Below are 19091 nucleotides of genomic sequence, written 5' to 3'. Positions count from 1 at the left end.
TTCGCCATGGACGCTCCAGTCAGCGCTGTGCCCGAACCCACGAAAACATCCCGGCGCAAACAGCTGCTGCGCCTGGGGCTGCTGGCCCTGGCCGTGGCGGGCGGCGTTGGGTACGCGAGCCACTGGTGGTTGGTCAGCCGGTTTGTTGAAGACACCGACGACGCCTACGTGGGCGCGGATGTGACGGTGATCAGCGCCAAAGTACCCGGCTATATCAGCGAAGTGGCCGTGCAGGACAACCAGTTCGTCCATGCCGGCGACGTACTGGCGCGCATCGATGTGCGCGACTACCGCACCGCCCTGGCCAAAGCCGACGGCGCCGTGGCGGCGCAACAGGCCGCGCTCGCCAACCTCGACGCCACCGAACAACTGCAACTGGCGGTGATCAACCAGGCCAGGGCACAGATCGACGCCACCGACGCCGAAGCGCAGCGGGCCGGCGACGATCAGACGCGCTACCAGAACCTGGTGCGCAGCCAGGCCGTGTCGGTGGAAAGCGCACAACGGGTCAACGCCGTGTGGAAGACCGCCCGCGCCGACCACTCCCGGGCGCAAGCCGGGTTGATGGCGGCGCGCCGGCAAATCGACGTGATTGAAACCCAACGCGGCCAGACACGCGCCGCGCTGCAACAGGCCCAGGCCGAACGCGACCAGGCACAACTGAACATCAGCTACACCGACCTGCGGGCCCCGGTGGACGGCTATGTGGGCAACCGCCGCGCCCGGGTCGGTGCCTACGCTGCGGCCGGCAGCCAGTTGATCTCGGTGGTGCCGGCGAAGGGCTTATGGGTAGACGCCAACTTCAAGGAAGACCAATTGGGCCGCCTGCAGGTCGGGCAACGTGTGAGCATCCGCGCCGATATCCTCCCCGGCCGCGAGTTCCACGGGCACATCGAGAGCCTGGCCCCCGCTACGGGTGCGCAGTTCAGTGTGCTGCCGCCGGAAAACGCCACCGGCAACTTCACCAAGATCGTGCAGCGCGTGCCGGTACGCGTGCGGCTCGACAGCAATGACGCCGACTTCGGCGCCCTGCGCCCGGGCTTGTCGGTGATGGCCAAGGTCAACACCCAGGAAGCGTTCGAGGAGCAGGCCGGCGCACTCAAGGCCCAGCTATGAACAGCCCATTGCCCGCCCTCAGCACAGCGCAAAAGGTCGCGGCTTTCGCCACCATGTGCGTGGGCATGTTCATCGCGTTGATCGATATCCAGATCGTGTCCGCCTCCCTCAAGGACATTGGCGGCGGGCTGTCGGCCGGGGCGGACGACACGGCGTGGGTACAGACCGCGTACCTGATCGCGGAGATCATCGTGATCCCGATGTCGGGCTGGCTTTCGCGGGTGATGAGCACGCGCTGGCTGTTTGCGGCGTCGGCGGCGGGGTTTACCTTGACCAGCCTGCTGTGCGCGCTGGCCTGGAACATCCAGAGCATGATCGCGTTTCGCGCCTTGCAGGGGTTTCTGGGGGGCTCGATGATCCCGTTGGTGTTCACCACCGCGTTCATGTACTTCAACGGCAAACAACGGGTGATCGCCGCATCCACCATCGGCGCCATCGCGTCCCTGGCGCCCACGTTGGGCCCCGCCGTGGGGGGCTGGATCACCGATATTTCCTCCTGGCACTGGCTGTTCTACATCAACCTGGTGCCCGGCCTGTTCGTGACCTTTGCGGTGCCGATGCTGGTCAAGGTCGACCGCCCCAACCCGTCATTGCTCAAGGGCGCCGACTACATCGGCATGGCGCTGATGGCGGTGTTTCTCGGCTGCCTGGAATACACCCTCGAAGAAGGCCCGCGCTGGAACTGGTTCAGTGACAGCACCATCTCCACCACGGCCTGGATTGCCGCCGTCAGCGGCGGGTTGTTCATCTGGCGCTGCCTGGAAATCAAGGAGCCGATTGTCGACCTGCGCGCCCTGCGGGACCGAAACTTCGCCCTGGGCTGCCTGTTTTCGTTCATCACCGGCATCGGCATTTTCGCCACCATCTACCTCACGCCGCTGTTTCTCGGGCGGGTGCGCGGGTACGGCTCGCTGGACATCGGCCTGGCGGTGTTTTCCACGGGGGTGTTCCAGTTGCTGGCGATCCCGGTGTACGCATTGCTGGCCAACCGCTTCGACCTGCGCTGGATTTTGATGTTCGGGCTGTCACTGTTCGCCCTGTCGATGTGGGACTTCTCCCCCATCACCCACGACTGGGGGGCCAAGGAATTGCTGCTGCCCCAAGCCATACGCGGTTTTGCCCAACAAATGGCGGTGCCGCCCGTGGTCACCCTGACCCTCGGCGCACTGGCCCCCGACCGGCTGAAACTCGCCTCCGGGTTGTTCAACCTGATGCGCAACCTCGGCGGCGCCATCGGCATCGCCGCCTGCGCCACGGTGCTCAACGACCGCACCAACCTGCACTTCCTGCGCCTGGCCGAGCACCTGAACATCCGGAACGAATCGATGAATATCTGGCTTGATCAGCTGTCAGGGAATGCCCAGTTACTCGGGCAAAACAGCCTGGACGCCAGCCAGTTCGCCCTGCGCCAGCTGTGGGCACTGACCTGGCGCGAGGCGCAGACCCTGACCTATGCGGACGCGTTCCTGATGATCATGGCGTGCTTTGTTGTCGCGGTGTTGCTGGTGCCCTTGATGCGCAAGGTGCAGCCGCCGAAGCAGCCGTCTGCGGATGCGCATTGAGTCACCCGATCATATTGAAGGCCGCAGCGGCGCCAACCGGCTGAGCCTGGTCATCTGTTTGAATATCAAGCCCGGCGCAACCCGGCTGGCCACCTTCAGCACCTTGCTCAGGCCCGGGCATATTTCCAGTTGCCCGGCTTCAATCTGCCGCAGGCTTTGCTGCACCATCAGCACCGGGTCCATGCCCTTTTCATTCTTCATTTCTTCCGCGAACTCGGCCCTGAGCAACGGTGTTTCGGTGCCAGGCGGGGCAAGCTCGACCACGGTGACGGTGCTGTGTTGAAGCTGCGCACGCAGGCATTGGGTGTAAGCGTGCAATGCCGATTTGGACGCACTGTAGACAGGCGCCGCCGGAAACGGCACAAACGCCAGCCCGGACGACACGTTAACAATCAAGCCGCGCGGTTGTTTGAGTAGAACGGGAAGAAACTGCTGGATCATCCGGAGGGGGCCGCTCAGGTTGATCTCGATCTCTTCAGTCACGTCTTCCAGCGTCCGGTCCTCGGCCAGTCTGATATTGCGCATCACGCCTGCGTTATTCACCAGCGTATCGAGCCCCGGGAACTGACCGGTGACTGCCGCAAACAGCGTTTGGATGCTGGCGAGCTCGCGCACGTCGCTTTGAAACGTGTGCAGACCCGGCAGCCGTTGCCGCGCCTCGTCCAGCTTGTGCGGATCACGGCCCGTCACGATCACGGTATTGCCTCGCGCCATCAGCTGGCGGGCCAGCTCAAGCCCGATACCACTCGAACCTCCGGTCACTAGCACTGTTCGTCCGCTCATCTTCATCGAAGCTCTCCAATAGTGGGTCACGCACAAGGAGCTTGAGGGATACACTGTCCGTAAGTAAGTAGGCACCCAAAAGATCTATACGCACCCAAAAGAGAGTGTCCGAGCGATGAACAAACACCCTGGTTTTACCGACGAGCAGATTGCCGCGGCCCAGTTCTACGCCCGGCAAACACCGCCGAAGGATCTGGACCCACGCATTGCCTCCCTGGTCACCGACCTGATAGGCCGCGTTGCGGACAAATGGACCATGCTGATTCTTGAAGCCTTGATCGAAACGACGCCGCTGCGTTTCACACGCCTGAGTGAGCGAGTCGGCGGCATCAGCCAGAAGATGCTGACGCAGACCTTGCGGGGCATGGAGAGGGACGGCCTGGTGGTGCGCAAGGTCTACCCCGTGGTGCCGCCGAAAGTCGAATACAGCCTGACAACCCTCGGCTTTACGTTGGGCGCTGCGTTTTGTGGCGTGTGGGTGTGGGCGGCGAAAAACCTGGAGGAGATTGAACAAGCCCGAGTGGATTTCGATCTACGGTGTACCACCGAGTCCTGACGCCGCAACGTACTGCATCACCTCTCCAATCCCGACAATATCGGGCGCCTGGCTCACGGCAACTTCCGGGCTGCACCATGGGTAACTCAGGCCGGATACCCACTGCATCACGCCGGCCAGATCCGCCGCCGGCAGGGTCTTCATATGCTCGATGGTGATCGTCAGCTTTTCAACCAGCCCTGATTCGGCGCTGAACTGCCATTCGTACACCCCACACCCGACCCGGGCTTCGCCGGAGTTCTTGTCGGACATGCCCACCAGCCATTGGCACTTATAGGTGTGGGCCCCCGCCTCCGGCGGCTGCCCCAGGCAAAACGTGTAGACGTTTTCAAAGGTCTGCCCGAACCGCCTCACCAGCACATCGCCGATGCCCGCCACGCCTTCAACGTGGGGCGGAAACGAGATGGACCCGGTGCGCACCACCATGTCCAGGATCGCCGCCGGGACAAACGCCCGGCTGAGCAAATGTGGACGGTTGCCGTCCTTGGCGAGGATGTAATGTTCAATCGCGCGTTGAGCCGTGTTCATGATTTTCCGTCGATTCCCTATCGAGTGACGCGTGAGCCGTCTGGATCAGCTCTCAGAGGAAACAGCTGACTCGTCAGCGGACTCGGCCGCCAGTTTCAGTCGGTCAGCTTTACTGATGTACCTGTCTTTGCTGACCGGTGCCAATTTGGCACTGGCCTTTTTGGCCTTGGCCTTGAACAGCTGCTGTAGTTTCTTTTGACGATTCATGTTTTCTATCCGGTATGTCATCAGTGCTTAGCGTTGTGATTATCCCTCTTTCATGCGTTCATCCAAGCACATTTAATTCGCGGCACTCCCCAGCGCCGCCGCGGTCTCTCCTTAACACCCCCACTCTCGCCCAGCGGAGTCACCATGATCATCGTCCACCACCTGAACAACTCCCGTTCACAACGCATCCTGTGGCTGCTCGAAGAACTCGGCCTGCCCTACGAACTCAAGTGCTACCAGCGCGACCCGAAAACCAACCTCGCACCACCGGAGCTCAAGGCCATCAATGCCCTGGGCAAATCCCCGGTGATTGAAGACGGCTCCAATGTGGTCATCGAGTCCGGCGCCATCATCGACTACCTGATCCGTCGCCACGGCCACGGCCGCCTGCAACCCGACCCGGCCACTGCCACCTATGACGAATACGTGCAATGGCTGCACTTCGCCGAAGGCTCGGCCATGCTGCCGCTGATGCTTAACCTGTATGTCGGACGCCTGGGTGATGCCGGTGCGCCGTTGCATCCGCGTATCGAGTCCGAGGTGGCCAATCACCTGGGTTACCTGGACAACGCACTGGGGCGATCGCCGTACCTGGTGGGTGAGGCATTGACCGGCGCGGATATCCAGATGAGCTTCATCGGCGAAATCGCCAGGGCCCAGGGCAAGTTGCAGGCGTACCCGAATGTGGCGGCGTGGGTGCAACGGTTCCAGGAACGGCCTGCGTATCGCAAGGCGCTGGAACAGGGTGGGGAATATGCGTTTGCGAAGTGATTGAAACGGGTGGCCGGACAAGCCCGCTCCCAGGGTTTGTCCGGCGCGTTTATCTGAGTCGCCCCGGGTTTCCTAGACACCTCTTGCCTTAAACTGAGGCCAATTAGGAGGTGCCATGAGCAACCCGCGTTACCCGGAAGAATTCAAAATCCAAGCGGTCAATCAAGTGATCGAGAAGAAGCTGCCTGTCGCTGATGTGGCGGCCTGTCTCGGCGTGTCGACGCATAGCCTCTATGCCTGGATAAAGCGCTACAGCAAACCTCAGGCAGAACGGCAGCAAGACGATGATCAGCACGCTGAACTGCGTCGTCTGCGAGCCGAACTCAAGCGGGTCACCGAAGAGCGAGACATCTTAAAAAAGGCCGCCGCGTACTTTGCCAAGGAGTGCGGTTGAAGTACGCCTTTATCAAGCAGCGAGCGGGCGACTACTCCATTCGACGGCTTTGCCTGACGCTGAAAGTCCATCCCAGTGGTTATTACGCTTGGTTGTCTGAGCCGCAATCTGCACGCGCTAAAGACGATCAGCGATTACTGGGTTTGATCAGGCATTCGTGGCTGGAAAGCGGCGGAGTTTATGGCTATCGCAAAATCCATGACGATCTGCGCGAGGTCGGTGAGGATTGTGGTCGGCATCGTGTGGCGAGGCTGATGCGTCTTGAAGGTCTGCGTTCTCAGACAGGGTATCGACGACAACCTGGCAAGTACGGCGGTAAGCCAGCGGTCGCCTCACCCAATTTGCTGAAGCGCCAGTTTGATGTCGTAGAACCCAATAAAGTTTGGGTCACCGACATCACCTATATTCGTACGTATGAAGGCTGGCTGTATTTGGCTGTGGTGTTGGATCTGTTTTCTCGCCAGGTCGTTGGCTGGTCAATGAAGTCGCAAATGACCAGTGATTTGGCCATTGATGCGTTATTGATGGCGGTTTGGAGGCGTAAACCGAAGCAAGAGGTGATGGTTCATTCCGACCAAGGCAGCCAGTACAGCAGCTCCGATTGGCGCAGCTTTTTGAAGGCGAAGAATTTAGTTGCCAGCATGAGTCGCCGAGGAAATTGTCATGACAACGCCGTGGCTGAGAGCTTTTTCCAGCTTCTAAAGCGGGAACGGATCAAGCAGAAAATCTAGTCCACGCGCGAAGATGCTCGTAGTGATGTGTTCGATTACATCGAGATGTTCTACAACGCAATACGCCGGCATGGTTTCAACAATCAACTGTCACCGGTAGAGTTTGAAAAGCGTTACGCAATGAGCTTGCAAGGTGTCTAGAGAATCCGGGGCGATTCAGCAAGGTGGCTGCGACTGCAGCTCGTAAAAAACTACAAACCCACCTTCAACAAAGATTTCAAGATGAATTTTCACAAACGATGTCTCCCAAAACTGCAAAAATAGAAAGCTTAAAAAAAGCAAACGAAACAATGGCAAATCTCGCAGGACTGCATAACCCTGATTTGAGTGCTGGTGGTAGAGACGTCATTTCGGACTTTGGTGATAGGCAGGTGAATTCAAGTATTGGCCCGCAGTGGAAAAACAGAATCAAAAATCTGAAAGATGCAGCTGAAAGCATACCAAAAATGATGAGAGAGTCGACGCTCCTCAATGTAAAACTTCACAAGTGTTAAAGGTGGTGAGTAATGGACGAAGTATTTTCAATTTTTTTAGAAGAGTTTGGGAATCAAATTGATAAACAGAACGTACCACCATCAAGTATCGAGCGCTACACTGGCAAATTACCCAATCAACTTTTGGAGTATTGGGCTGAACATGGCTGGTGCGGCTATGGTGATGGGATATTTTGGTTAGTGAACCCGCAAGAGTATGAGGGAGTAGTAGCATCCTGGATTGAAGGGACTAAATTTGAAACAATCGACACATATCACCTAATTGCCCGTAGTGCTTTTGGTGACTTATATTTTTGGGGTGAAAAAACTGGTGCCTCTCTTAATGTAACTAGCATTCTATCTAGATACACCGTATTTAACTCAGTATTTGGGGCTGAGCAGATGGACAAACAACTACAAAATTTCTTGCTAACCAGAAACATAGATAATGACGACTATGGCGACTTATTTAAACCGGCAAAGAAAAAATTGGGTACCTTACGTCATGATGAGATGTATGGTTTTGTACCCGCATTAATGTTAGGCGGACCGGACACCCTTGACCAACTTGAAAAAGTAAAAGCGGTGGAGCATTTGATACTACTATCCCAACTCGCCGAGCTTCAACCCTATGACTTTTCAGACATTTAAAGCTGGTGTTGATAGCAATGCCAACTGAATTTGGGGTAGGCAAGTCTGAAAATTTTTGATGAATTTGCTTTTCAATTTCTACAAATAGAACCGCTCATTGCGTTCATCGGCGTGCGGATCTCATGGCTCATGGTCGCCAGGACAGTGGTCTTGGCGCGATTGGCCGCGTGAACGTCTTCCAGCAGGCGCTGGCGCTCGCTGATATCGATCCAGTTGGCGATCATGCCGCTGACCTCACCGGCGCTGCTGCGGTACGGCAGCATCCAGTGATAGATGGTCAATACTCGGCCATTAGGCATGATCAGGCTGCGATCCTGTAACTGTGCCTCGCCACTTGCCATCACCTGCGGGTAGTCACGGTGATAGGCGGCGGCCTCATCCGGGTCCCCCAGTACACCCTCCAATACGGCCTTGCCGATCACCTGCTCGCGCTCGACGCTGAACACGTCCAGGTAGCCGCTATTGCAGATCAGCAACTTGCCCTCGCGGTCACGCACATAGATCGGATGGGAGGTGCCATTGATCAACACGCGCATGAATTCAACCGTGTCGCTCAACGTCTGCTCGGCCTGCTTGCGCTTGCGCATAAGCCTGCGCAGGTAGGTGATCCAGCCCCGGGCAATCACCAGCAACACGGCAGCAATCACAAACCCCTGGATGATTGCGCTGCGGTTGCGCAGCCAGTCGCTGTCGCCCACCACACTTCGCTGCGCCAGCGGTTGGTCAGTTCGTCCATTTCTTCGGGGGCGATACTGAGCAACACCTTGTCCAGGATCGAGAACAGCTCCCGCAAGCCGCGTGCCGTGGCGAAGGCCATGCGCGAGTTGGTAACGCCCACCGTGCTGGTGATACGCAAGCGATCGCGGTATTGGGTGAGGAGCTGCAGGTCCAGCAAGCCGTTTTCCGCCAGCTCGAACACCAGCACCGACGCACACAGCTCATGGCGTTGCAGTGCCAACTGGATATGCTCGATCAGCCCATGGCGAGCCAATTGCGAGGCATGCAAGTTGAAGGACATTGTCAGCGCCATGCCCTGGCGATGCACCACGGCCAACAGTTTCAAGCCTTGCTCAAGCAACTGCTTGAACATCTCATCGATCAGGTCATAGGCCAGCACCGCCGCCAGGAAATCCTTGGGCACCAGCACCCCTCGGGCCGGGTGCTCCCAGCGCGCCAACGCCTCCACCCCGGCCAGGCTGCCATCGTTCATCACCCGCTTGGGCTGGAACCAGCCACGGAACTCGCCCAGCGCCAGGCCCTGGTGTATTTCGTGCTCCGTGGGCAGCGTGGCCATGGGGGGCGGCCGAAGAGCCAGTGGCGGCACCGACCGGTAACGTTTAAGCAAGCGATCCAGTGCCTGTAGCTGCAAAGGCACACACAGGATCCCGAGCAACTGCACACCCGACAAACAGTCCAGATGCCCCAGGGCCCGGCGCAGTTCCGGGCGCAGCTCATTGGACAACCCCACGGCCTTCACCAGGCCCATCTGGCTGGCGTAGCGCAGGAACTCAACCTGCTCGGAGCCCTTGCTCCCCAGATCACACAGCACGATATCCACGCCCCGCATGTGCTGCATCAGTATCATCGCCTGCTCGCAACTGCTGGCTTGCAGCACCTCCCGCACCCCGAGCCGTCGCAACAAAGTGACCAGGGCGCTGCGCTGGAAGCTGTGGTTTTCCATAACCAGGACACGTGGTGGGGCCATCGTCATCAACCGTCTTACAAACTCGAAGACGACCATGGTGGCAAGCATGAGTAACACTCAGCGAAGGAAGCAGCCCTCTGTCGTGTAGGAAATTTCCTTGCTCAATTCGAGTTCGACGCAGTTGACGGTATTCGCCGAGTGAGGATTACTGTGGGACGTTTCCATATTTGAGATGACCCAGCATGTTCGACCTCGCCCCCCTCCTGACCTATGTCGCCGTCGTTATCGGCCTGTTCCTGATCCCCGGCCCGGCCGTATTGCTGGTGATCACCCGTACCCTGCAGGGCGGGCGCAAGGTGGGCATTGCCACCGGACTCGGCGTTGCCTCGGGCGACCTGATCCACACACTGTGCGCAGCATTGGGCCTGTCCGCGATCCTGATGACCTCGGCCGTGGCGTTTAACGTGGTGAAAGTCATCGGCGCCTGTTACCTGATCTACCTGGGCGTGCGCGCCTTCATGGCCAAGCCGGGTGCGACCACGCGCAAAGACCTGCCCACGGTGACCTCGACCCAGGCGTACTTCCAGGCGGTGGGCGCGGAAGTGTTGAACCCGAAAACCGCGATTTTCTTCCTGGCGTTCCTGCCGCAGTTCATTCACCCGGAGTCGGGCTCTTCCCTGGCTCAATTCGCGGTGCTGGGGTTGATCTTCTCGGGGCTCAGTGCGGTGTACACCACGCTGATTTCCGTCGCCATCCGGCCGTTGAGCGCATGGATGGTGGGCCTGTCAAAACTGCGTCGCTGGGAGGGGAAAATCATCGGCACGTTGTTCATGGGCCTGGGGCTGAAAATTGCGTTTCAGCAGCGGTAAGACGAGCCCCGCCCCATTCGATGCCGTTTGCTCGCCCCGGAACCCCGATGTTAATCCCTTGAAAAAATGCATTGACATCGTTCGGTAGACCTCTGTAATTTCGGTCACATCGGTCGCCTTTTCTTGTAAGAGAAATCGTAGGCCCTCAGCAATAGTGCTGAGTACATATCGGCTATAGAAGCCCCTGATTTGCGTTTTCACGCATTCGGGGGCTTTTTTTTTGGAAAATTTTTATATGTCGACATCGCACTTCACCGAGCAGCCCCAGGCATTTCCGAACATCACCGTGGCGGCCGTGCAAATGGAACCCCATGTGGGCTGCAAGGCGAGCAACCTTGAAACCTCGTTACGCTTGATTGACGAGGCGGCGACTGCCGGGGCACAGATCGTTGTGCTGCCCGAGCTGACGAGCAGCGGTTACGTGTTTTCCAGCCGCGAAGAGGCCTTTGAACTGGCAGAGGTGATACCCGCCGGGGCCAGCACTCAAGCCTGGGAAGCCATTGCGCGCGAACGCAATATCTACGTGATCGCCGGCATCGCGGAGCGCGTGGGACAGACGCTCTACAACGCCGCCGTGATGGTCGGCCCGGAAGGCTACATCGGTACGTATCGCAAGCTGCATCTGTGGGGCGACGAGCACCTTTATTTCGAAGCCGGAGACCTTGGCTTGCCGGTGTTCCCTACGCCACTGGGTCGTTTGGCAATGATCATCTGCTACGACGGCTGGTTCCCTGAGGTGTATCGACTGCTGGCCGTGCGGGGCGCAGACATCGTGTGCATGCCGACCAATTGGGTGCCCATGCCGGGCCAGGCGGATGGCGCCACGATCATGGCCAACACCCTGGCCATGGCCAGTGCGCACGTCAACGGCCTGAACCTCATTTGCGCCAATCGCGTGGGTACCGAGCGCGGCCAGTACTTTGTCGGCAATAGCCTGATCGTCGGTGCCGACGGTTGGCCCTTGGCGGCGCCGGCCAGTGCGGATCGCGAGCAAATACTCTACGCCGACATCAACCTCAAAACGTCTCGCCAGTCCCATCACCTGACAGCGTTCAACACGGTCCTGCGTGACCGACGTACCGACATCTACGACCCCATGCTCGGCACGGGCTGGCAGCCACCCCGCTACTGACGCCCATCGACAAAAACAACCGTTGAGGATACTCACATGAAATGCAGTCATCACCTCACCCGCTTCGCGGCGCTTGCAGCCACCGCGCTGCTCGCCACCCAGGGCTACGCCGCCGAGCCGATAAAAATTGGCGTGGCGGTGGGTTTGTCAGGCGCCAATAGCGTCGTGGCCCCCGCAGTCGTCCAATCCTCGCAACTGGCAGTGGACCAGATCAACGCTGCCGGCGGGATACTCGGGCGCCCGGTGCAACTGGAAATTGTGGATGACGCTTCCGGCGCGATAGGCGCGCAGAAAGCCTTCGATACGCTGGTGCTGGAAAAGAAAGTCGATGCAATTATCGCGATGGAAAACAGTGCCGCGCGCAATGCTGCCCTGCCGGTGATTTCCCGAGGGCACGTGCCGTATATCTACACCTCGTTCTATGAAGGCCGCTCCTGCAACAAATGGATGTACGTCAACGGCTGGGTGCCTGAACAACAAGTGGCGCCTGTAGTGGATTACTTCAGCCAGAAGCTGGGGGCCAAAACCTACTTTCTGGTGGGCAACGACTACGCTTTTGGCCGCGGCATGCTGAAGTTCACCAAAGCCTATATTGAGCAACACGGTGGCAAGGTCATCGGCGAAGAATACTTGCCGATGGACGGCAGCGACTGGACCGCCGTGATTTCAAAAATCCGCTCGGCGCAACCCGACGCCCTGATCAGCGCCACCGCCGGTGGCGCCCCCAACGTCTCCTTGGCCAAGCAGTTGAAAGCGGCTGCGCTGACCCTGCCTTATGGCAACCTGGCCATCGACGAAGGCACCGCCAAGACGATGGGTGACGTTGCCACGGGCATGTATATGTCTGCGTCCTACTTGACCAGCATCGACACACCACAAAACAAGCAATTTCTGGCTGACCTCAGCCAGAAGTTCGCAGGCGACCTGTCCACCCCCAACGAGCTTTCAGAACCGCAATACGAGGCGTTCTTTCTGTATAAGGCGGCGGTCGAAAAAGCCAACACCACCGACTCCACGGCCGTCGTCGCAGCGCTGAAGGAGGTGTCGATAGTCGGGCCGCGCGGGGTGGTGCAGATGAACGCCAGCCGCCATACACCGCTCGCCATGCGCCTGGGCCAAATACAAAGCGATGGCTCGATTCGCATACTCGAAACCCAAGAGGCGGTCAGCCCCGGCACTCAATGCCCGGACCTGAAATAGTCCACCGCCGGCTCACTCAGTATCGCTTCACGCTACAAGCTCCCCGGAGGGAGACGTCATGGTGTTAATTCTCGATATAACAACAACAATAGCCATGCTTTTTATTGTGACGGCGGGGCTGATGATGATTTTCGGCATCATGAAAATCGTCAACTTCGCCCACGGTGCCCTGCTGACAATGGGCGGGTATGCGGCGTTCGTCGTGACCCAACTGGGATGGAGCCCCTGGCTGGCCTGGCCGCTGGCGCTGGTGACCGGCATGACGGTGGGCGCGATCATCGAATACCTGATTGTGCGGCCACTCTACAAACGGCCCCTGGACGCGATCCTGGCCACCTGGGGCCTGGGCATCGTGATTGGCCAATTGATCATCATCGGCTTTGGCCGCGATGTGAAGTTCGCCGACGTGCCCCTGACCGGCACCTGGTCCCTGGGCGGCACGGATTACTCCGCTTACCGCTTGCTGTTAATCCCCTTGGCCCTGGGGGTGTGCGCCTTGTTGACCGCGTTACTCAACGGCACACGCTTTGGGGTGAAGACCCGGGCCGTGATCATGAACGAGGAGTTGGCGAGCGGCCTGGGCATCCATGCCGGGCGCATACGCTTCATCACCTTCAGCCTGGGTGCGGGCCTCGGCACCTTGGCCGGCGCCTTGATCAGCCCGCTTTCGAGCATCGATCCGGGCATGGGCATTACCTGGCTGGTTTCCGCGTTCATGCTGGTGATGGTCTCCGGGCACTCGATGCTCAGCCTGCTGGTGACCTGCGCCGTATTCGGTGCGTGCCAGGTCATCGTCAGCACCTATGGGAGCCCGGTGCTTGGCGGCCTCACGATTGCCGTGCTCGCGGCACTCACCTTACGTATCCGCCCGAAGGGGTTCGCCCATGACTGACCCGACCTTGCAAGCGACGCACACCCAACCCTCACGCTCACGCGACCAGCGCGCCTTGAGCCGCTCGACCCTGCTGGCCCTGGTCGGCATCGGGTTGTTGGTTGCCGGCCCCTGGATCTTTGACAGCTACGTGCTCAACCTGCTGATCAAGGCGTTTCTGTTCGCGATCGTTGTCATCACCGTCGATGTGCTGTGGGGCTATACCGGCTACCTGACGTTTGGGCAGTCGGCGTTCTTCGGCATTGGCGCCTATGCCGCTGGGTTGGTGTTCACCCACTTTGGCCTGTCGCCGGGCACGATTGCCATCGCCATTGGGTTGGCAATCCTTGTGCCCATGGCGGTCGCCGCGTTGGTGGGCTGGCTGTCTTTCTACCGAGGGGCCTCGCCGTTCTTCGCCACGGTGATCTCACTGGTGCTGCCCATCGTCATGACCCAACTGCTGCTGTCGGGCGGCGAGTGGACCGGCTCCAGCTCCGGGCTGACCGGCTACGACACCTTCGACCTGTCGCTGCAAGCCTGGTACTGGATCGCCGGTGGCGGTGTCGCGCTGATCGGCGTGTTCGCGTGGCTGTTCGTGCGCAGTGATGCCGGGCGGGTGTTGGCGGCGATACGTGACAACGAGTCCCGGTGCGCTTACCTGGGGATCAATGTGGCGCACATCAAAATCCTGCTGCTGATCGCCACCGCGGCGATTACCGGCATCGCAGGGTTTGGCTATGGCGCCTTCAGTGGCGTGGTGGCCCCCGAGCTGTCGGGGTTTGTACTGGGAACCGAATTGATTATCTGGGTGGCCCTGGGTGGACGCGGAACCTTGTGGGGCCCCCTGGCGGGCGCCATTCTGATCAACGTCGCCACCGCCTACCTGGGCAGCCGGATGCCGTTCCTGTGGCAACTGATCCTGGGCCTCGCCTTTGTGCTGGTCATCGTCTTGCTGCCCCAGGGCATCGTACCGGCGCTGCTCAAGCCCTTCGGCCTGGGGGCAGGCACGCGACGAGCGCCCTCGCTGGTGGAGCGTGCAGGCCGGGAAGTTCCCGTGTCGACCGGAACCCCCGCCCTGGTGATGGACGACGTGACCAAACACTATGGCTCGCTCAAGGTGCTGCAGGGCATCAACCTCAAGGCCGAAGCCGGTGAGTTGGTGGGGCTGATCGGCCCCAACGGTGCGGGCAAAACCACCTTGATGCGCTGCATGAGCGACGGTGCCGACCGCACCTCGGGCACGGTGCACCTGTGTGGCCACGATATCCGCCGGCTTCCGGCTGAAGCCTGCGTGCGTTTTGGCCTGGGGCGAAAATTCCAGAATGCCAATATCTTCGAATCGCTGACCGTGGCCGAGTGCTTGCGCATCGCCGGCACGCTTCACCACAAACCGGCTTTTTTCAGCCAGGCAAACACCCTGGCCCTGCCCTCTTATGCCCTCGACGTGCTGCGGGTCACCGGGCTGGACCACATGCTGGACGTGGTCGCCCGGGATTTGTCCCATGGTGAACAGCAAGCGCTGGAACTGGCCATGGTGCTGGTGCTGGAGCCGCGCATCGTACTGCTCGACGAACCGACCGCCGGGCTGACAAAAACCGAGCGCACGCAGATTGGCGAGGTGCTGTCCTTGCTCGCCCACCGCTACCAGCTGTGCTGCCTGCTGGTTGAACACGACCTGGACTTTGTGGAACAGATCGCGACGCGCATTGTGGTGTTGCACCAAGGGAAGATGATCATGCAGGGGACATTCGAAGAGGTCGTCAACTCGGAGTTGGTCAAAACGATTTATGCCGGGTCGGCATTCGCACCACGGGAGGTTGTATGAACGGTGCCACGTTGAACTTGAGTGCCGTCACCAGCGGCTACAGGGCGTCCGTCGTGATTCGCGACCTGTCGCTCACCGTCGGGGCCGGCGAAGCGGTGGCGTTGCTGGGCAAGAACGGCATGGGCAAGACGACCTTGCTCAAGACCATCATGGGCTACCTGCCGAAGAAGCAAGGCAGCGTGCACGTGAACGGCAGCGACATCACCCGGCTGCCGCCGCACCGCATCGCACAGGTGGGTATCGCGTATGCCGCCCAGGAAAAACCCCTGTTCACTGAACTGAGCATCCGCGACAACCTGCGCATGGGGCTCGAAAAAGACGCCTTGTTCGATGAACGTTTCGCGGCCATCGAGCCGGTGTTCCCGGTGTTCAAGGACCGCCTGAAGCAGTATGCGGGCACCCTGTCGGGCGGCGAGCAGAAGATGTTGCTGGTGGCGCGGGCCTTGATGATGCGACCCTCGATCATATTGCTGGACGAAATCACTGAAGGCCTGCAACCCTCGGTGATTGACCGGATCGCCGTCGCCCTGATGCACGAGCGACAGCTCCACGGCACGACCCTGCTGCTGATCGAGCAGAATGTGCCCTTTGCACTGAAGGTTGCGGACCGCTACCTGGTGCTCAAACAAGGCGAAATCGAAGAGGACGGCGATGCGCATGCAGCGGGTGCCGCCGAATCGATTTTCAACCATCTGAGGGTGTGAGGCTGATGGCCCAAGCAAGTGCTGACGAGCTGCCGGTGTGCCTGTTCATTGCAACCGGCGGCACCATTGCCATGCGGGTTGACCCGTCAACCTCGGCGGTGGTACCGGCGTTGTCGGGCAGCGACCTGATCAAGGCGGGCCCGGAAATAGCGACGTTTTCACGGTTGGAAGTGCACAACCTATCGAATATTCCGTCGGTCGAAATGGGGCCGTTGCGCTGGGTGCAACTGCATCACGTGATTGAGGCCGCCTTGGCGCGCAAGGAGATTGTGGGGGTGCTGGTGTCCCACGGCACCGACACCCTCGAAGAGACCGCGTGGTTTCTGGACTTGACGCTGACCCGGCGCGACAAGCCGGTGGTGCTTATCGGTGCCCAGCGCAATGCCTCCGAACCGGACTTCGATGGCCCGCGCAACCTGAGGAGCGGCGCGCGGGTATGCGTTGCCGCGCAATCGTCAGGCCAGGGTGTGATGGTGGTGCTGAACGACCAGATCAATGCCGCCCGGGAAGTCACCAAGACACATACCTCGGACGTCGAGTCATTCAACTCCGGCGATGCGGGCCTGCTGGGTCGGGTGGACGGCGATCGCGTGGTCTTCTACCGCGCCTCGTGCCGTCGACAGCACGTGCCTCTGGCGCAAGGTGCACTGCCTCGCGTCGACATCGTGCCGATGTACGCCGGCGCCGACGGTGCACTGTTGAACGCCGCCGTACAGGCCGGGGCCAAAGGTGTGGTGATCCAGGCGTTGGGCGCGGGCAATGTGAATGCCGACCTGCTGGCGGCCATTTGTGATGCAATTGATTCGGGCATTACCGTCGTCATTGCCTCCCGCGTGCCCCGCGGGCGGGTCAGCCCTGTGTATGGTTTTCCCGGGGGCGGCATGACGCTCAAGACCGCCGGTGTGGTGTTTGCCAATGACCTGAGCCCGCAAAAGGCTAGAATCCTGCTGATGCTGGCGCTCCAGGTCTCCCGGCCCACATCCGAACTACACGCACTGTTTGATCAATAGGTGAGCGCCATGCCAAGTACCAGGACAGCAGTCGCCAAAGAGCAGGGATGGCCGGTGGGCGTCTTGTACTCGCGCTCGGGTGCAACCGGGGTCACCGAGTCCGAGCACTTCTTTGGCACCGCGCTGGCCATCGAAGAAATCAACGCGCTGGGCGGCGTACTGAACCTGCCGCTGATTCCCACCGCGTATGACCCCAAGGGTTCGCCGGAGGAGTACCGGCGCCTGACCAGCAAGCTGCTCATCGAAGACGAGATTAACGTCATTTTTGGCTGCTCCCGATCGTCCAGTCGCAAGGCGGTGCTGCCGCTCATCGAACGGCATAACGCGCTGCTCTGGTATTGCTCGTTCTACGAGGGGTTCGAATATTCGCCCAACATCATTTATACCGGCGCCGTTCCCAACCAGAACAGCATCCAGCTCGCGGCCTACCTGCTGCAAAACAAAGGCACCCGGTTATTTTTGGTAGGGGCAGACTACATCTACCCGCGCGAATCCAATCGCATCATGCGCGACGTGGTGGAGCAGTACGGCGGCGAGATTGTCGACGAGATCTACCTGCCCATCGACGCAGAACTGGCGCGGATCAAGGACGTCCTGGATGAGATCCGCGAAGCCCAGCCGGATGTGGTCTTCTCGACCCTGGTGGGGCAGTCGGCCCGCTCGTTCTATCAGCTCTATGCCGCGCATGGGCTCGACCCCAGGAAAATCCCGATTGCCAGCCTGTCCATGGCCGAAGAAGAAATCCGCTTGATCGGGCCACAGCTGTGTGAAGGCCACATCACGGCGGCGACTTACTTCGGCTCGTTGCCCAATGAAAGCAATCAGCGGTTCATCGAACTTTGGCGCAATCGATTCGGTGACCGCCCTACCAGCACCTGGTCGGAAATGGCGTATTCTCAGGTACACCTGTTCGCCCGCGCCCTGCAGCGAGCGGGCAGCCTGGACAGGCGCAAATTGGTCGAGGCCGCACACAAGGTCAAGTTTGCGTCGCCGGAAGGGCCCATTGCGATTGATCCAGACAACAACCATTGCGCCCTCACACCCCGAATCGGCATGTGCCGCAGTGATGGGCAGTTTGACGTGGTGTGGGAAGGTTCAGGGCCGGTCAAACCCGACCCTTACCTGTCGACGTTCGGGTTCTCTGAGTTTTGGTTGAGGTAACACCATGAGTTCCAGCCTTCGCCGCCTCTATGAAGATTTGCGCAGTATCTGCGTCGCGTTTGTTTATCCCCCCGGGGATGATCGCGACATTGTCATGCAGCAACTGAAAAGGATTGGCTGCCGCGTGAAGATCGTGTGGCCCTTCCCCTCAGAGCCTCCGGCGGACGTCGACGTGATTCTGTTTCAGATCACCCAGGCGCTGGAAGGCAACAAAATCTGGTCCGGCGCCTCGGTCAACGCGGCGCTCATCGCCCTGTCCGACTACGAAAGCCCGACCATCCTGAAGTTGTTACTCGACACCCGCGCCCACGGCGTCATCTCAAAACCGTTTCAGTCCTCCGGTATTCTCAGCACCCTGGTACTGGCGCGAGCGTCCTACAGCTATCAGGAACGGTTGCAGGGCAAGATCGACAAGCTGGAATTGACCATCAAATCCCGGCGTCAGATCGAAAAAGCCATTCGGGTGCTGGTTGAACGTCAAAAACTGACCGAGACCCAGGCCTACGAACACATGCGGTCGCGGGCCACCAGCTTGCACGTGACGGTGGCCGAGGTGTCCGGGATGATCATTGAGGCCCATGAGGCGATGGAGAGGCTCGGGCTTGGGCTGTAGGTGGGGTATTGAACGATCAACCGAGATCAAAGGTGGGAGCTGTCGAGCTTTAGCGAGGCTGCGATGGCGGCAGTCCTGCAAATATTGATGTCGGCTGACACACCGCCTTCGCAGCCTCGCCAAAGCTCGGCAGCTCCCACACTGAACGCTCTGTGCTTGTCAGACCTTCGCCGCTTGAGTGCACACGATTCAAGGAGTCTTGAGTCACTCCGTGGCAAACCGCTGCCTTTTGACCCGGTACATCTCGCCATCGGCATGGCTGAGCAGGCCGTGATGATCGTTCCCACGC

The 19091-nt window shown here is 59.8% G+C and carries 17 protein-coding genes and 4 pseudogenes; 16 read left to right on the top strand and 5 right to left on the bottom strand.

From position 1 onward, the window contains the following. Window positions 1-6 precede the first annotated feature (6 nt). Both HX855_RS26300 and HX855_RS26295 read left to right on the top strand, forming a co-directional pair. Window positions 7-1116 carry an HlyD family secretion protein gene (locus HX855_RS26300; RefSeq protein WP_177089856.1) on the top strand — a complete coding sequence of 370 codons (1110 nt, stop codon included), beginning with the start codon at window positions 7-9 and terminating at the stop codon, window positions 1114-1116. Then, the gene (locus tag HX855_RS26295; RefSeq protein WP_177089855.1) at window positions 1113-2678 is read left to right on the top strand and encodes a DHA2 family efflux MFS transporter permease subunit; all 1566 of its coding nucleotides are present in this window, start codon (window positions 1113-1115) and stop codon (window positions 2676-2678) included. Before HX855_RS26300 ends, HX855_RS26295 begins: the two co-directional genes overlap by 4 nt. Window positions 2679-2687: 9 nt before the next feature. Here HX855_RS26295 and HX855_RS26290 read toward each other — a convergent pair whose 3' ends face one another. Continuing rightward, the gene (locus HX855_RS26290; RefSeq protein WP_177089854.1) at window positions 2688-3467 is read right to left on the bottom strand and encodes an SDR family oxidoreductase; all 780 of its coding nucleotides are present in this window, start codon (window positions 3465-3467) and stop codon (window positions 2688-2690) included. 109 nt (window positions 3468-3576) lie between these two features. On the opposite strand from HX855_RS26290, the gene HX855_RS26285 reads away from it, so the two are divergent. Beyond that, window positions 3577-4017, top strand: coding sequence for a helix-turn-helix domain-containing protein (locus HX855_RS26285; protein ID WP_177089853.1), 441 nt, complete (start codon window positions 3577-3579; stop codon window positions 4015-4017). Here HX855_RS26285 and HX855_RS26280 read toward each other — a convergent pair. Beyond that, window positions 3994-4545 carry a hypothetical protein gene (locus tag HX855_RS26280; RefSeq protein WP_177089852.1) on the bottom strand — a complete coding sequence of 184 codons (552 nt, stop codon included), beginning with the start codon at window positions 4543-4545 and terminating at the stop codon, window positions 3994-3996. The genes HX855_RS26285 and HX855_RS26280 overlap by 24 nt on opposite strands. Before the next feature lie 45 nt (window positions 4546-4590). After that, a complete protein-coding gene (locus tag HX855_RS26275) occupies window positions 4591-4752 on the bottom strand; it encodes a DUF2986 domain-containing protein (RefSeq protein WP_177089851.1) in 162 nt (53 codons plus the stop codon). Window positions 4753-4896: 144 nt separating this feature from the next. On the opposite strand from HX855_RS26275, the gene HX855_RS26270 reads away from it, so the two are divergent. From HX855_RS26270 to HX855_RS26255, 4 genes and pseudogenes are all read left to right on the top strand, one after another. After that, window positions 4897-5523, top strand: a complete 627-nt coding sequence (locus HX855_RS26270) for a glutathione S-transferase family protein (protein WP_177089850.1) — start codon at window positions 4897-4899, stop codon at window positions 5521-5523. Window positions 5524-5638: 115 nt separating this feature from the next. Further along, a pseudogene (locus HX855_RS26265) lies at window positions 5639-6789 on the top strand (IS3 family transposase). Window positions 6790-6818: 29 nt separating this feature from the next. Beyond that, a pseudogene (locus tag HX855_RS26260) lies at window positions 6819-7142 on the top strand (polymorphic toxin type 15 domain-containing protein); the annotation flags it as partial. A gap of 12 nt (window positions 7143-7154) precedes the next feature. Continuing rightward, entirely contained in the window at window positions 7155-7772 is a 618-nt protein-coding gene (locus HX855_RS26255) for a GAD-like domain-containing protein (RefSeq protein ID WP_177089848.1), read from the top strand. Between the two features lie 83 nt (window positions 7773-7855). Here the strand turns inward: HX855_RS26255 and HX855_RS26250 are convergent. Further along, window positions 7856-8643: pseudogene (locus HX855_RS26250) on the bottom strand (PAS domain-containing protein); the annotation flags it as partial. Between the two features lie 78 nt (window positions 8644-8721). Then, window positions 8722-8982 (bottom strand): annotated as a pseudogene (locus HX855_RS33520) (EAL domain-containing protein); the annotation flags it as partial. Window positions 8983-9659: 677 nt separating this feature from the next. Here HX855_RS33520 and HX855_RS26240 point away from each other — a divergent pair. From HX855_RS26240 to HX855_RS26200, 9 genes are all read left to right on the top strand, one after another. Further along, entirely contained in the window at window positions 9660-10286 is a 627-nt protein-coding gene (locus tag HX855_RS26240) for a LysE family translocator (RefSeq protein WP_177089847.1), read from the top strand. A 235-nt stretch (window positions 10287-10521) separates the two neighbouring features. Further along, window positions 10522-11418, top strand: coding sequence for a nitrilase family protein (locus tag HX855_RS26235; protein ID WP_177089846.1), 897 nt, complete (start codon window positions 10522-10524; stop codon window positions 11416-11418). Between the two features lie 36 nt (window positions 11419-11454). After that, a complete protein-coding gene (locus tag HX855_RS26230) occupies window positions 11455-12618 on the top strand; it encodes a substrate-binding protein (protein WP_177089845.1) in 1164 nt (387 codons plus the stop codon). A gap of 58 nt (window positions 12619-12676) precedes the next feature. Next, on the top strand, window positions 12677-13510 hold the full coding sequence (locus tag HX855_RS26225) for a branched-chain amino acid ABC transporter permease (RefSeq protein ID WP_177089844.1): 834 nt from the start codon (window positions 12677-12679) through the stop codon (window positions 13508-13510). Then, window positions 13503-15314, top strand: coding sequence for an ATP-binding cassette domain-containing protein (locus tag HX855_RS26220; protein ID WP_177089843.1), 1812 nt, complete (start codon window positions 13503-13505; stop codon window positions 15312-15314). Before HX855_RS26225 ends, HX855_RS26220 begins: the two co-directional genes overlap by 8 nt. Next, window positions 15311-16018, top strand: coding sequence for an ABC transporter ATP-binding protein (locus tag HX855_RS26215; protein WP_177089842.1), 708 nt, complete (start codon window positions 15311-15313; stop codon window positions 16016-16018). Before HX855_RS26220 ends, HX855_RS26215 begins: the two co-directional genes overlap by 4 nt. A 5-nt stretch (window positions 16019-16023) precedes the next feature. Then, on the top strand, window positions 16024-17028 hold the full coding sequence (locus HX855_RS26210; RefSeq protein WP_177089841.1) for an asparaginase: 1005 nt from the start codon (window positions 16024-16026) through the stop codon (window positions 17026-17028). Between the two features lie 9 nt (window positions 17029-17037). Further along, complete coding sequence (locus HX855_RS26205; RefSeq protein WP_177089840.1) at window positions 17038-18189, top strand: transporter substrate-binding domain-containing protein; 1152 nt, start codon at window positions 17038-17040, stop codon at window positions 18187-18189. A 4-nt stretch (window positions 18190-18193) separates the two neighbouring features. Beyond that, entirely contained in the window at window positions 18194-18802 is a 609-nt protein-coding gene (locus HX855_RS26200; RefSeq protein WP_177089839.1) for an ANTAR domain-containing response regulator, read from the top strand. Window positions 18803-19091: the final 289 nt, after the last annotated feature.

It is taken from the genome of Pseudomonas sp. IPO3778, from assembly GCF_013386825.1.
Lineage (GTDB): Bacteria > Pseudomonadota > Gammaproteobacteria > Pseudomonadales > Pseudomonadaceae > Aquipseudomonas.
This window is presented reverse-complemented; position numbering and strand designations above follow the sequence as displayed.

Bases quoted from the DNA above. Each gene is read 5' to 3' on its own strand.
- HX855_RS26300 (WP_177089856.1), top strand. From the start codon at position 7: ATGGACGCTCCAGTCAGCGCTGTGCCCGAACCCACGAAAACATCCCGG.
- HX855_RS26295 (WP_177089855.1), top strand. From the start codon at position 1,113: ATGAACAGCCCATTGCCCGCCCTCAGCACAGCGCAAAAGGTCGCGGCT.
- HX855_RS26290 (WP_177089854.1), bottom strand. From the start codon at position 3,467: ATGAAGATGAGCGGACGAACAGTGCTAGTGACCGGAGGTTCGAGTGGT.
- HX855_RS26285 (WP_177089853.1), top strand. From the start codon at position 3,577: ATGAACAAACACCCTGGTTTTACCGACGAGCAGATTGCCGCGGCCCAG.
- HX855_RS26280 (WP_177089852.1), bottom strand. From the start codon at position 4,545: ATGAACACGGCTCAACGCGCGATTGAACATTACATCCTCGCCAAGGAC.
- HX855_RS26275 (WP_177089851.1), bottom strand. From the start codon at position 4,752: ATGAATCGTCAAAAGAAACTACAGCAGCTGTTCAAGGCCAAGGCCAAA.
- HX855_RS26270 (WP_177089850.1), top strand. From the start codon at position 4,897: ATGATCATCGTCCACCACCTGAACAACTCCCGTTCACAACGCATCCTG.
- HX855_RS26255 (WP_177089848.1), top strand. From the start codon at position 7,155: ATGGACGAAGTATTTTCAATTTTTTTAGAAGAGTTTGGGAATCAAATT.
- HX855_RS26240 (WP_177089847.1), top strand. From the start codon at position 9,660: ATGTTCGACCTCGCCCCCCTCCTGACCTATGTCGCCGTCGTTATCGGC.
- HX855_RS26235 (WP_177089846.1), top strand. From the start codon at position 10,522: ATGTCGACATCGCACTTCACCGAGCAGCCCCAGGCATTTCCGAACATC.
- HX855_RS26230 (WP_177089845.1), top strand. From the start codon at position 11,455: ATGAAATGCAGTCATCACCTCACCCGCTTCGCGGCGCTTGCAGCCACC.
- HX855_RS26225 (WP_177089844.1), top strand. From the start codon at position 12,677: ATGGTGTTAATTCTCGATATAACAACAACAATAGCCATGCTTTTTATT.
- HX855_RS26220 (WP_177089843.1), top strand. From the start codon at position 13,503: ATGACTGACCCGACCTTGCAAGCGACGCACACCCAACCCTCACGCTCA.
- HX855_RS26215 (WP_177089842.1), top strand. From the start codon at position 15,311: ATGAACGGTGCCACGTTGAACTTGAGTGCCGTCACCAGCGGCTACAGG.
- HX855_RS26210 (WP_177089841.1), top strand. From the start codon at position 16,024: ATGGCCCAAGCAAGTGCTGACGAGCTGCCGGTGTGCCTGTTCATTGCA.
- HX855_RS26205 (WP_177089840.1), top strand. From the start codon at position 17,038: ATGCCAAGTACCAGGACAGCAGTCGCCAAAGAGCAGGGATGGCCGGTG.
- HX855_RS26200 (WP_177089839.1), top strand. From the start codon at position 18,194: ATGAGTTCCAGCCTTCGCCGCCTCTATGAAGATTTGCGCAGTATCTGC.